Origin of the sequence: Rickettsia tillamookensis, assembly GCF_016743795.2 — a bacterium.
GTDB lineage: Bacteria > Pseudomonadota > Alphaproteobacteria > Rickettsiales > Rickettsiaceae > Rickettsia > Rickettsia tillamookensis.
In genome coordinates this window covers 34,314-46,976 of the sequence record NZ_CP060138.2, presented here as the reverse complement: position 1 = coordinate 46,976, position 12,663 = coordinate 34,314, and the positions used below count along the sequence as shown (strand labels likewise).

Here is a 12,663-nt window from a genome sequence, read left to right as displayed (position 1 = left end):
CTTTAGTAATATTATAACAAAGTTTTATTTATGGGCGATAAAATTTTTCATAACTTATCCGGTAAAACACTCGTTGCTACACCGCATGTAATTACAAAAGGCATTTACCATAAATCCTTAATTTATATGTTATCACACACGGAAGAAGGAGCAATAGGATTAATATTTAACCGCTTAGTAAATCATATAGATTTAAAATCGTTTTTTAAAATAAAAAATGACGAAATAACAACCCCTGTTATGGTTCCTATATATCTTGGCGGACCCGTAGAACATGAAAAAGGGTTTTTTCTTCATTCTAGCGATTATAATAAAAATTTGTTATTGGATTTCCAGAATGATTTAGCAGTAAGCTCTAATTTAGAAATTTCAGAAGATATAGCTTTCGGGAAAGGACCTAAAAATAGCTTATTCATTGTCGGTTATACCGCATGGAAACCAGGGCAGCTTGAAGAAGAATTAGAAAAAAACCTATGGCTGGTTATGGATTGTAATAAAGAATTTATTTTTGCCGATAATCCTGAAAGTAAATGGCATAATGCATTAAAACACTTAGGCATTGATGAAATACATTTCTCATCACAAATAGGAAATGCTTAATCAGTGTGAACGTTCACTGGTTCTGTACTGTCACCCCGTGGCTTGACCACGGGGTCCAGAAAAACAATTTTAAATATTAATATTATTAGTAATTTAAGCTGGATCCCGTGAATAAATCACGGGATGACAGAGAGGGATAATAAGTCTCGCAACACCCGCAAACGGTCACTAATCATTTTTCGGTAAGCCTAAGCAATAATGCTTTAAAAATTTTCCCTGGCTGCTAATTAAATACACGAAATTAGAATGTTGTAATTCATATTCGTTTGTTTTTACATCAAATATTTTGGATGTATAGAAGACCTTAAATTGATCTGCTAATTGTTCAATATCTTGTACTCTCCCCGTTAAACCTATAAAATTATTATCTATTTTTTCTAAATATTTTTTTAATACCTCACTTGTATCATGCTCAGGATCTAGAGTAATAAAAACTACTTGTACTACAATATTCTCTTTCTTCAAAATCTTAATAATATCTTCTACTCTTTTTAGTGCTTGGTTGTCATACAAGGAATAGGTAGTACCAAAATAAATCAAGCTTAAATGACCTTGCAAATGGGTACTATCAAATTTCTTTCCTTCTTGATCTATAAGAGTAAACTTAATTTTAGGCAAATCGTCCATATTGCTAGTTTTTGCACCAATCTTAAGCTTAGACGGAGTTAATGAAGAATAAAATAAACATATAAAAGTTCTTATTTGGATGCTGCTAATTCATCCTCTGAATCTACTATTGATAAATTTTTTCTACAAAAAATTCTAAGTACGACTCCTACTAAATTTATATTAGCAATAAAAAATATTGAAACCAAAAACTCTAACTCTTCCCTTGTCAAAGCCAATCTAGAAAAACTTGTCGGTATATTTGAACAATTTACTAAATTATTGAGATATATTGATATAAATGAAGGTAATTTATCTATAGTAGTGACCGATAGCCCAGCAAGCAATAATAATACTCGTATATCTAAAATTATTGATGACACTATAAAACTCGGTAATTTTAGCGATGAGCAAAAGATTATTATTAATAAAATAAAAGATTCTATTTATTTATTACCTCAAGCTAGCGAACAAGCAAAAGACTATAAAGATCTATTAAATATTATAGATGAGAATTATATCATTCCAGATGAATATAATAAAATAACAATCGACGGTGAAAATTTAACATATATTTTAAATGCTATAAATGTAATTGATAAAGAAATACTAATTAGTATCAATGAGTTTAAAACATATATAGAAAAAAAATGGAAACAAAATATAGAAAGTAATTTAAGTTTTGAAGATATTTCGGCTAAAACAGACAAATTGAAACAATTAATAGATATAGTAAATTGTTATAAACAGTTAGAAAACAATGCCAAAACTATAGGAAGTTTCTTAGAAACCGTTAAAAAATTAAATCAGCTTTTAGAAACACCGAAATCAGAAAATAAATTAGAGAACCTTCTAAATTACCTTAAATATTTATCTGACATCAAATTTTCTGAAAAAGAAAATTTAGTTACAATTAATTCTGCAAAATGGTTTAACGATTTATTTAGTAACCTTGGGGCATATAATATAAAAGAAAAGTTATTAGAATCATTTAAGCATACAATATGCAAAGATAAAGATTCATTCTATAACAAATTAAATGAGACTATTGAAAAATTTTATGAAGATATCAAAAATAACGATATTTTAGATTTAAAAGCAATCAATAATATATATAACTTAAAAAACTTTTTACAGCATATTAACAATTCTAGCCCTGATATTGAAAATCTAGATAATATTAAATTATTTTTAACAAAGAGCTTTAAGAATTTTAATAATATATTAGGTATAACTATAAATAATAGCATTAGTAATTTAGAAAAACTAATAGGCTCAGTCAGCAAGCAAGAAGCTAAGTCTCTTTGGAAGTATATTACCGCCTCTAAATCTATTACAGAAATATCTAGAAATCTTGATGAAGTAATATATGATAAGCTTTTACATAAGCCTGTGTTACCGGATCAAGAGCTACCTATTTACAATTTATTAGAAAAATTACTAAAAGAAACTCATAAATCTATTAATGATTGTTATAAAAACGAAAACTTATATAAACATCAATTAGCAGAAATTTATTGTGGGCAAGCACAAATCTATACAGCTAATGGCTCAACAAAACTATCTAAAGAATCAATAGAATTGTATGAAAACGCTGCTAATCTTGGTTCTGAAGAGGCAAATATAAAACTTGGGAAGATTGAATTTAAGAGCGGAAATTATGTAAAAGCTTTAGAATATTTTAAAACTACTACTCATATATCTTATGCAAAAGAAGCTTTTAATAAATTATTACATCTCAAAGAATCAGAACTAAAAAAGAAAATACAGCAAAAGAACCCGCAAGATATAGCTAAATTAACATCAGAGATAATTGAATTATATTCAAGCCAAGGTGATTTTTATAACCAATATAATCTAGATATATCAGAAAAAAGTCTGCAAGATTCACTAAAAGTATTTTGTCTTAATACGAAAGCTCTCATAGAAGAACAAGGAAGACCTAAACCTTACGGAATATTATATGATTTGTCTAAAGAGTTAACATCAATGATTTCTGCACCTTGTAGTCAACTTAAATTTATACAAAAAACTGAAAAATACAAAAATTTAGCAGAAAAATTTAAAGAAGAAAAACTAGAAACTGATTATACGAATATTACGGCAAGCCGGTCACATGATTCATATTTTAAAGAACCTTTACTTAAATTCGATGATTTAAACCCTAATACTTCATTTAAAACATATTATGATAATAATGAAGATTCTAGCAATATGTTAGGTGCTTATTATAATTCCTCAGAGTATCCGCAATGAGAAAAATTTAATATCTCTTAATACAATTTTTATAGACAAGTAGAAATGTGGTGCTAGTATAAAAATAGCTATATTTAACGATGAATTAGATTATGACAAATAATCAATTTTCCGAAGATACCAAAAAAATCGCTGATCAAATAAAAGATGCATTAATGGGTATTAGTGACGATCTTATACTTGAGAGTAAAGAGGTAGAGGAAATTTTTGAAGAATTAAGCCAAAATGAAGAGTTTGAGTATGAGATAGAGCGAATATTTGCTATCTTAAACGAACAAACTATGGATTTAACTCAACTGCAAAGCCGAATTATCTTATTAATCCGTAAGTATTTAGGTAAAACTAAAAACTTAAAGCTTAAAATGCTTAAAATGGATGAGAAGCTCATTAACAAGAACGTTGCCGAAGTCAGTAATTATTTAATGCATCAACGTTCTAAAATCGTTAGAGATGCTAATAAAAACCTTGCAAACCCAAAAGATAAATTGCAAGGTATAACCAAACAAGCTAGAATGGACTTAAAGCGTTTAATAAAGAGCTTTGCCGTTTATCAAGTTTATATGTTTATGAATCCAAAAAGAATAGCAGGCGAAACGAAAGTAATGAATTTTGCCTATAATATGATCAGAGGCGGCATGAAACTCGCTAAAAAATATGAAGGCGGCAAGGAAAAAGACATTAAATCATATTCACCTAGACTTATTAAAAAACTTGAAAAAGCTCATGCCGGCTTTAAAAAAAGTGGCGGTATATCAATTTAACTATTGTATCTTTTCATAAAGAGCTTATACTAAACTAATATTAATCTTATGATAGGTATGAAGCTTTCAACTTAAATTATTCATGTGAACTTAATATTTTAGAACTAATAACTTGGGTACATCTTGGTTGTAGTACTCAAGAAAAACACCACGCTCAACCTGTAAAAATTAACATAAAACTCCTTCTATCAACTCCTCCTCCTGCTACTATAACGGATAATATAAACGATACTGTTTGTTATGCAGAAATCGTACGGCTAGTACAAAAACTTTCTCAAGAAAATCACTTTAATCTTATCGAGTATTTAGCTGCACAAATATATGATATTATTTATCAAAATTTTATCGAATCTAAATTAGAAAAGATTTTTCTAAACGTAACCGTTACTAAATTAAAATCATCGGTTTCAGGAGTGCATGGCGGAGTTTCTTTTTCTTATTCAGGAAAAGATATACAAAGTTTAATTTGGAAAAGAGCAAGGAATCAACAAGACGAGGAACGGAGCGTATAATAATACGTGAGTACCGCAGTACTTGTAGAATTACGCAGCCAATTTTTCAAATTAAACGAGTATATTATGATTTATATTTCTATAGGCAGTAATTTAGGTAATAGACTTTTAAATATTAAAAAAGCTCTAAATTTACTAAAAAACTGTGATTTTACATTGCTTAAGCAATCTATTATTTTTGAAACACAAGTCATTCTACCACCTAATGCGGATAAAGCTTGGAATAAGTCATATTTAAATATGGTGGTGCAGGGTAAAAGTACTTTAACGCCTAGTAAAATTCTAACTGAGCTTAAAAAGATTGAAAAACAACTAGGTCGAGCAAACTCTTACGATAAATGGTCTCCAAGAGTTATTGACTTAGATATCCTACTTTGGAATAATTTCCATATAGATTTGCCTGATTTAAAAATACCGCATCCTGAATTATTAAACAGACCGTTTCTTATTCATCTAATTGCAGGTTTAAGCTTGGAATGTCGTTATTCATGTCTGACTAATAATTTTTACCACAATAAAACCTTTGCAGAAATAGCACATTTAATTGAAAATCAAGGAGTTATACGCTCTCTTGTTTTAAATCCTCAATTTGTCGGTATTTTAAATATTACTCCTGATTCTTTTTCTGATGGGGGCTTAAGTTTTCATAAAGAAGATGCCGTTAGAAATTTTGTACGCTTGATAAATGAAGTGGCTACAATAATTGAGCTTGGATCACAATCAACACGTCCTTCTGCTTTAATTATTAATGAAGATGAAGAATATGCAAGGCTTGAGAATGTTCTTGAAGAGCTTAGGGAAGTTATAAAGGAAAAAGAAGTTATAGTCAGTATTGATAGTTTTACTCCTGAAGTAATTAAAAATGTTTTAAAAAAATACCCTATTTCCTGTATAAACTTGGTTAAAAATAATCTAGATGACTATACATTACAATTAATTGCCGATTATAATTGTAAAATTATTACTATGCACTCATTAATCGTTCCACCGCAAAAACAAGAATGTCTTGATTTCGATAACTCTCCGCTTGCTAGCTTAAATATATGGGCAGAGCAAGAAATAACAAGATTAGAAAAATGTGGATTTGATAGAAAAAATATCATTCTTGATCCTGGAATTGGTTTTGGAAAATCCGTTTATCAAAATTTATATATATTACAACATATTAAAAAATTTAAAAATCTAGGATGTGAGATATTGGTAGGACACTCTCGAAAATCTTATATTTCTGCTTTTTATAATTCCAAAGCATCAGAAAGAGATTTAGAAACAATAGCAATATCAAAATATTTAACAGATCATGGAGCAGATTATTTACGAGTGCATAATGTTATAGAGCATCAAAGATTTTTTGTAGCAAACCATATGATTAAATATTCATCTCATGAAAAATAGAAAAATCACCGGTATAATGGCATGTGACCCACAAGGGGTGATAGGTAATAAAGGTCAGATGCCTTGGTCTTATACTAAGGAGTTTGAATATTTTTATCAGACGGTAAAAAATAATATTATAGTCATGGGACGGAAAACCTTTGACTCTATACCTACAAAGATTCTAAAAAATTGTATTTGTATTGTTTTTTCAAGAAATACACCATTACAATCTTATAATAATATATTTTTTATTAAATCTTTAGATGATTTTTGGCGGGTAATAAAACCTTTTACTGATAAGAAAATTTTTATGGTTGGAGGGGCAGAAATAGCGACTCTTTTCCTAGAGCAAAATGTTATTGATGAATTTTTACTTACAAAAATAAATAAAAATTATGATGGAGATACTTTTTTTCCTATTGATTCTCTAGCAGGATGGCATTCGGTAATAATAGACAAAACAAATAATTATCAAATTTACAAATTCATTAAAAAAGAGGTAAGATGAAATTTTTAGAACAGCTTAATATAGATCTTGAACAATATAATCTTTTAAATCATCCATTTTATCAATTATGGAGTATGGGAAAACTTACTCATTCTACTTTACAAATTTATGCAAAAGAATATTATCATCACGTTACATCTTTCCCGCGTTATATAAGTGCAATACATTCCAAATGTAGTGATCAAGCTAGGCAAATATTACTTGGTAATCTTATAGAAGAAGAGCAAGGTGAAGAAAATCACCCGGAACTATGGAAACGTTTTGCTGAAGGGCTTGGATGTTTAAGAAGCCAGCTTACTTCAGAACTTAAATTAAACTCAACTCAAAAACTTGTTCAAGGTTATTTTAACTTAACAGATAAATCTTTTTCTGTAGGTCTTGGAGCACTTTATGCTTATGAGCGTCAAACTCCTGAAGTATCTGACTCTAAAATTCAAGGATTACAAAAATTTTATGGAATTTCAGATTACAGAACTTTACAATTTTTCATTGTTCATAGTAAAGTTGATCAATGGCATACACAAGAATGTGCAAATTTGATTAATAATTTAAGCTCAAAAGAACAAAAATTAGTATATCAAGGAGCGATAAAAGGTGCAAAACTACTATGGCAATTTCTAGACGGTATATATACTCGGTGAATTTCAAAAATTGGCTACGTCGTTCTACAAGATCTGCGGTACTCACGTATTAAGTATACGCTGCGTTCCTCGCCTTGTGAACTCCTTGCTCTTTTTGAAATTGACCTTCGTATACCAACTCTTCATTTACTCGAAGTATAAATACAACGCATCATTAACTATTATTCTCTTTCATAAAATGAAAAATATCTTCCTACATTCCTTAACTCTTGAAAATTATCGTAATTTTAAAAACCTTGAACTAAAAACAGATAATACCCCAATAATTTTAATAGGTGAAAACGGTAGCGGTAAAACTAATATTTTAGAAGCTATATCACTATTTTATCCAGGCAGAGGCTTGCGATCAGCAAAACTTGCCGATATATGCAAAGCTTCAGAAGATCAGTGTCTAGTTAAAGCTCTATTGCAAAGCAAATTAGGGCTTGCAGAATTTACCACACAATTTAAACGTAGCTCTAATAGAAGAATAACTGAGTATAACGAAAGTAAAATAGCCAATAATGAGTTAAGTAAATTTACCAGCATGGTATGGCTGACTCCGCAAATGGAAGGTATCTTTACAAGCGGTAGTAGTGATAGAAGAAAATTTCTTGATAGAATAGTTTATAATTTTGATTCAAAGCATGCAGAATTAGTTAGTAAATATGAATATTACATGTATGAGAGAAATAAAATTCTAGCAGAAGATATAAGAGATGATAATTGGCTAAAAGTTATCGAAGAAAAAATGGCTGATATGTCTAGTCATATTGCTAATAATCGCTTAAAAACCTTAGAATTTATGCAGCAAGCAATAGATGAACTTGAAAATGAATTTCCAAAAGCCGATTTATCGATTGACGGCATTGTTGAACAAAAAATATTAGACGGCGAAGAAAATATTATTAATTTTATTACTGCAGAACTTTATCAAACAAGAAGCAAAGATAAACTACTTGGTCGCACTAGTTTTGGAGTTCATAAAAGCGACTTTTTAGTAAAGCATCAAAAGAAAAATATCTTAGCCAAATTCTGTTCTACCGGTGAACAAAAAGCTATATTAATTGCAATAATCCTTGCTGAAATGAATTATGCTATAAAGCTAACTAAAATAGCACCGATTTTACTTTTAGATGAGGTCTTTGTGCATCTAGACGACAAAAGACGAGGGTATTTAATAGAATTTTTTACCGGTTTAAACATGCAGCTATGGGTTACCGCTACCGATCTAGAGGGAATAGAAAATTTTGCAAGTAAAGCACAATTGATTAAATTATAGTTTAGTTTGTACAAGAATGTCATTCCCAATCAGATTCACAAGAAAAATTTACTATATCATCATTAATTTTAACAGTGCTTCTTAAACAACCAAAATAACTTTTTTTATTTTCTTTAGTATCAATCTCTAGAGGTACTATCTTATCGACCGGCAATTTTCTTTTGGTTGTAATAAAAGAAGTATGTTTATTTTTGGTAGAAGATATTTGAACATTACTATTTTTCATAATATGAATAAAATTAATATTTACCTTAATTATTAGTATGACCACTAAAATAAGTTATATAGTAATTTAAAAGTTTTTGTATGTAAAATCTATTGCTTAATCTTTTAAAACTCCTTAGAATTATTTTTTTATTTAAGAAAAATATATGACAAAACAAGCTAATAAAATATCCTATGATGAAGTACCTTACTCTCCATTTACTTTCAGTTATACCTCCCCACCATATTTAAGAACTATCGGTAAGCTATTTGGACTAAACCCTCCGCCTCTTGAAACTGCTAAAGTACTTGATATCGGTTGTGGAGTGGGTGTTAATCTGCTTAACTTTGCTGAAACATATCCTAAATCACAATCTCTAGGTGTTGACTTATCCAAAACACAAATAGAATTAGGTAAAAAAATTATCAGCGATTTGAAAATAAAAAATGCCAAGCTAAAGGCATTATCTATATTAGATCTCGATGAGTCATATGGTAAGTTTGATTACATAGTTTGTCATGGAGTATATTCATGGGTGCCTAAAGAAGTACAAGATAAAATACTCGAAGTCTGTAATAAGCTGCTAAATCCGAACGGCATAGCTTTTGTAAGCTATAATACGCTCCCAGGCTGGAATATGCAGAGAACAATACGTGAAATGATGATGTTCCATTCAGAGCTATTTAATACTAGCCACGATAAATTACAACAAGCTAGATTACTTTTAAAGTTCATCAATGACTCATTAGAAAGCTCCTCAACGCCTTATTCTAATTTCTTACGAGATGAAGCAAAATTATTATCTGCATATACGGACTCATATGTATTACATGAATATTTAGGCGAAATTAATACAGGTACATATTTTCACCAATTCATAGAAAAAGCTCAAAAAAATCATTTAAATTACTTAGGTGATACGTCGCTTACTGCAATGTTTCTAGGTAATTTACCTGCTAAAGCGTCCGAAAAGTTACAAGCTGTTAATGATATTGTTCGTACGGAACAATATATGGATTTTATCACTAATAGAAAGTTCCGCTCGACATTATTATGTCATCAAAACATAGCTATAAACAGAAAAATTGAATTTAATAATTTAAAAAAGTTTTTTACTAGCCTTAATATTAGACCGGTAACTCCAGAAAAAGACGTTGATTTAACTAACGAACAGGAAAATGTTAGCTTCTATTACGAAAATTTACCTGATCCTTTTATTTCAACCACTTCACCGATTATGAAAGCTATTTTATATGTATATGCTGAAAATATTAGCAATCCGATAAGCTTAGAACAAGTAGCAAAAGAAGCTTTTAAAAAGCTTGGTAAATATCAATTACAAGATTTCTTAGCAGCATTAGAACAGCATTTTATCACATTCATTTTTCAAGGTTATCTCAAAATATTTGAGACCAAGCCGCATGCTATAGCAACTATCACCGGAAAACCTAAAACTAGCGAATTTGCAAGATACCAAGCAAAACAAGCACATTTTAATAATGTAACTAGCGTGTTTAGCGTCACTAATAGACTTAATGATATGGTAGGTATACCGATACATGAAAAATATATTTTAGAAATACTAGACGGTACGCATAGCATTGATGATATTAAAAAAGTAGTTCTTGAAAAAATTAATTCAAAACTTTTAACTACTCGTGACGATAAAGGACAGGAAGTAACTGATCCAAAACTGTTAAAAGAATTTGTTGACTATGTAGTTACTGTATCTCTTGAGAAATTCCGAATGAACTATCTATTAGTAGGGTAGTTTAGGGCTTTGTGGATATTGTTGCGTGGTTCAGCTTTTCCGTTATTGCTAGTAGTCGTAGACTGCGTGGCAATCTATGAAAAATATACTCCGAGTAAATATAAAGAGTAGCTATACGAAGTTCAACTTGAAAAAGAGCAAGGAGTATGTAAGCCGAGGAGCGGAGCGTATACTAAATACGTGAGCATCCGAGGACTTACAAAGACGACGTAGCTAATTTTTCAAGTTCAACGAGTATAGTTATGCTACTAATTTTTCACGTAATACTTCAACTAACTTATTAATTGCTTCGGTTGGGTGGATGTTTTCAAGGATAGCAAGCTCGCCTGCGAGTCTATTTAAAGCTGATTCGTAGAGTGTTCTTTCACTGTAAGAACGATCATTATCAACATTTTTATGTAAGTCCCGTAATACTTCGGCTATGGCTACAATATTACCTGAGTTAATTTTGCCTTCATATTCTTGGGCTCTTCTACTCCACATTCTATTTCCTTGTTTTGGTTTACCTTGAAGAGTTGAATATATGACATCTAAATCTTTTCTGCTTGCAACCGCTCTAAGACCAACAACCGCAGCTCTACTAACAGGCACTTTTAATGTCATTTTATCTTGCGAAAAGGAAATTACATATACTTTAATTTCAGTACCTGCAATAGTATGATATTCAATATTTGTTATTTCACCCACTCCATGTGCAGGATAGACAATTCTCTGCCCTATTTTAAACTCGGATTTTTGTTCGGTTTTATTTTCGGATTGTGTTGTATTTGCCATTATTAATTCCTCCGTAGTGGTTTTAGTGCCTAAGAACTTAATGTTAGACTATTATTTTCTATAGCATAGCACATTTTGCTTCTATTATAAAGTAGATATTTTTATTGAAATAAAATTGATACGCTTTTATTGTAGAGAAGGTTAATAGTTAAGGAAAAATTATGCGAAGTATTTTTATCGTACCGATATTTTTATTATTTTTGAGTAGTTGTTCAGAAGAAAAAGCACAAAATAAGGAACAAAAAGAGAAGCCAATAATAGAGCAGGAAACTCTACAAAACAATGAAACTTCTCAAGAAATAAATCAAGAAGCAGCAAATTCTGAAAATGCAGCTGAATCGATAGTACCTGCTAATGATAATAATCAGACTGATGAAGTATCAACGCCGGATTCACAAGAACAAAAAAATCCTGAAATAAAACCTGTTAAAGTTACTTTTAAAGTTGATGATAATGATATGGTTCTCGGTAACAAAAAATCAAATGTTATAGTAGTCGAGTATTTTTCTCCTACCTGTCCGCATTGTGCTTATTATCATCAAACAATTTTTCCGGAACTTAAGAAAAAATATATCGATACTAATAAAATTGCATATGTGGTTCGTGAATTTATTGCTACAAAACAAGATTTAGACGCTGCAATTTTAGCCCGCTGCAAGGGTGATATAAATAGTTTTGTACAGTTTCATAATATCATATTACAACAACAAGATAAATGGGCATATAGCAATAAATACAGAGAATTATTAACTGATATAGGTCAGCTTGGCGGTGTTCCTCCGGAAGAATATAAGCAATGTTTAAATAGTGATAAAATTACTGAAACGCTAATTGCTAATACTAACTTTGTAGCAAAAGCACCAAAATTTATAGGCACTCCTTCTTTCTTTGTTAACGGAGTACAAACCGGAAGTTATAGTATAGATAATATTTCCACAGCTGTTGATAAAGCTTTAGAGGAGCAGAAAGAAAAGGCAAAAAATGAGATGAATTTGTAATTGTCATACCGACAGTAGATCGTCATTGCGAGCGACTAAAAGGAGCGTGGCAATCTCATGAATAATAACAAACTCCTGAGATTGCTTCGTCGACGCCTATGGCGTCTCCTCGCAATGATGCGGAAATAAACTAATGAATACGGAAAAACTAAAAGATATCAAAGCAAGAATTAAAGACTTAAAAACTCCTAAGTTTTCTAATCCTAAAATTCAGCAAGAAATTAGCCCGTTCACTATCGCTGTAGATTTAGTTTCAGGTACAATGGTAGGTGTCGTAATTGGAATATTTACGGATAAGTTTTTTAATTCTAAACCTTTATTTCTTATTATATTTACAATAATAGGAATGATTGCCGGCTTTAATATTATAAGGCAAAAAGTAAAAAAGTAAGG

At 30.2% G+C, this 12,663-nt stretch carries 13 protein-coding genes and 1 pseudogene; 11 read left to right on the top strand and 3 right to left on the bottom strand.

Features of this window, described 5'->3' with window-relative positions:
• Nucleotides 1-30: 30 nt before the first annotated feature.
• Nucleotides 31-600, top strand: coding sequence for a YqgE/AlgH family protein (locus H6P87_RS00240; RefSeq protein WP_202069560.1), 570 nt, complete (start codon nt 31-33; stop codon nt 598-600).
• Between the two features lie 168 nt (nt 601-768).
• On the opposite strand, the gene H6P87_RS00230 is transcribed toward H6P87_RS00240, so the two are convergent.
• Nucleotides 769-1,317, bottom strand: a complete 549-nt coding sequence (locus H6P87_RS00230; protein ID WP_246438134.1) for an SCO family protein — start codon at nt 1,315-1,317, stop codon at nt 769-771.
• Nucleotides 1,318-1,917: 600 nt separating this feature from the next.
• On the opposite strand from H6P87_RS00230, the pseudogene H6P87_RS07190 reads away from it, so the two are divergent.
• The 7 genes and pseudogenes from H6P87_RS07190 to recF form a co-directional block, all read left to right on the top strand.
• A pseudogene (locus H6P87_RS07190) lies at nt 1,918-2,157 on the top strand (hypothetical protein); the annotation flags it as partial.
• Nucleotides 2,158-3,554: 1,397 nt separating this feature from the next.
• Nucleotides 3,555-4,223 carry a DUF5394 family protein gene (locus H6P87_RS00220; protein WP_202069557.1) on the top strand — a complete coding sequence of 223 codons (669 nt, stop codon included), beginning with the start codon at nt 3,555-3,557 and terminating at the stop codon, nt 4,221-4,223.
• Between the two features lie 95 nt (nt 4,224-4,318).
• Nucleotides 4,319-4,735: a dihydroneopterin aldolase gene (locus tag H6P87_RS00215; protein WP_202070034.1), complete on the top strand. Its 417-nt coding sequence runs from the start codon at nt 4,319-4,321 to the stop codon at nt 4,733-4,735.
• Nucleotides 4,736-4,801: 66 nt separating this feature from the next.
• Complete coding sequence (gene folP, locus H6P87_RS00210) at nt 4,802-6,130, top strand: dihydropteroate synthase (protein WP_202069556.1); 1,329 nt, start codon at nt 4,802-4,804, stop codon at nt 6,128-6,130.
• On the top strand, nt 6,120-6,620 hold the full coding sequence (locus H6P87_RS00205) for a dihydrofolate reductase (RefSeq protein ID WP_202069555.1): 501 nt from the start codon (nt 6,120-6,122) through the stop codon (nt 6,618-6,620). Before folP ends, H6P87_RS00205 begins: the two co-directional genes overlap by 11 nt.
• On the top strand, nt 6,617-7,261 hold the full coding sequence (locus tag H6P87_RS00200) for a CADD family putative folate metabolism protein (RefSeq protein WP_202069554.1): 645 nt from the start codon (nt 6,617-6,619) through the stop codon (nt 7,259-7,261). Before H6P87_RS00205 ends, H6P87_RS00200 begins: the two co-directional genes overlap by 4 nt.
• A gap of 178 nt (nt 7,262-7,439) precedes the next feature.
• The gene (recF, locus tag H6P87_RS00195; protein ID WP_202069553.1) at nt 7,440-8,522 is read left to right on the top strand and encodes a DNA replication/repair protein RecF; all 1,083 of its coding nucleotides are present in this window, start codon (nt 7,440-7,442) and stop codon (nt 8,520-8,522) included.
• Between the two features lie 19 nt (nt 8,523-8,541).
• On the opposite strand, the gene H6P87_RS00190 is transcribed toward recF, so the two are convergent.
• Nucleotides 8,542-8,793 carry a type II toxin-antitoxin system Phd/YefM family antitoxin gene (locus H6P87_RS00190; RefSeq protein WP_267829684.1) on the bottom strand — a complete coding sequence of 84 codons (252 nt, stop codon included), beginning with the start codon at nt 8,791-8,793 and terminating at the stop codon, nt 8,542-8,544.
• A 100-nt stretch (nt 8,794-8,893) separates the two neighbouring features.
• Between H6P87_RS00190 and H6P87_RS00185 the strand changes: the two genes are divergently transcribed.
• On the top strand, nt 8,894-10,498 hold the full coding sequence (locus H6P87_RS00185) for a class I SAM-dependent methyltransferase (protein WP_202069552.1): 1,605 nt from the start codon (nt 8,894-8,896) through the stop codon (nt 10,496-10,498).
• 240 nt (nt 10,499-10,738) lie between these two features.
• On the opposite strand, the gene H6P87_RS00180 is transcribed toward H6P87_RS00185, so the two are convergent.
• Nucleotides 10,739-11,272: a CarD family transcriptional regulator gene (locus H6P87_RS00180; RefSeq protein WP_011270389.1), complete on the bottom strand. Its 534-nt coding sequence runs from the start codon at nt 11,270-11,272 to the stop codon at nt 10,739-10,741.
• Between the two features lie 161 nt (nt 11,273-11,433).
• On the opposite strand from H6P87_RS00180, the gene H6P87_RS00175 reads away from it, so the two are divergent.
• Both H6P87_RS00175 and H6P87_RS00170 read left to right on the top strand, forming a co-directional pair.
• On the top strand, nt 11,434-12,270 hold the full coding sequence (locus H6P87_RS00175) for a DsbA family protein (RefSeq protein ID WP_202069550.1): 837 nt from the start codon (nt 11,434-11,436) through the stop codon (nt 12,268-12,270).
• Between the two features lie 133 nt (nt 12,271-12,403).
• Nucleotides 12,404-12,661, top strand: a complete 258-nt coding sequence (locus H6P87_RS00170) for an AtpZ/AtpI family protein (protein WP_202069549.1) — start codon at nt 12,404-12,406, stop codon at nt 12,659-12,661.
• Nucleotides 12,662-12,663 lie beyond the last annotated feature (2 nt).

Excerpts from the sequence above, each read along its gene's own strand:
- H6P87_RS00240 (WP_202069560.1), top strand. The coding sequence starts at position 31 with ATGGGCGATAAAATTTTTCATAACTTATCCGGTAAAACACTCGTTGCT.
- H6P87_RS00220 (WP_202069557.1), top strand. The coding sequence starts at position 3,555 with ATGACAAATAATCAATTTTCCGAAGATACCAAAAAAATCGCTGATCAA.
- folP (WP_202069556.1), top strand. The coding sequence starts at position 4,802 with ATGATTTATATTTCTATAGGCAGTAATTTAGGTAATAGACTTTTAAAT.
- H6P87_RS00205 (WP_202069555.1), top strand. The coding sequence starts at position 6,120 with ATGAAAAATAGAAAAATCACCGGTATAATGGCATGTGACCCACAAGGG.
- H6P87_RS00200 (WP_202069554.1), top strand. The coding sequence starts at position 6,617 with ATGAAATTTTTAGAACAGCTTAATATAGATCTTGAACAATATAATCTT.
- recF (WP_202069553.1), top strand. The coding sequence starts at position 7,440 with ATGAAAAATATCTTCCTACATTCCTTAACTCTTGAAAATTATCGTAAT.
- H6P87_RS00185 (WP_202069552.1), top strand. The coding sequence starts at position 8,894 with ATGACAAAACAAGCTAATAAAATATCCTATGATGAAGTACCTTACTCT.
- H6P87_RS00180 (WP_011270389.1), bottom strand. The coding sequence starts at position 11,272 with ATGGCAAATACAACACAATCCGAAAATAAAACCGAACAAAAATCCGAG.
- H6P87_RS00175 (WP_202069550.1), top strand. The coding sequence starts at position 11,434 with ATGCGAAGTATTTTTATCGTACCGATATTTTTATTATTTTTGAGTAGT.
- H6P87_RS00170 (WP_202069549.1), top strand. The coding sequence starts at position 12,404 with ATGAATACGGAAAAACTAAAAGATATCAAAGCAAGAATTAAAGACTTA.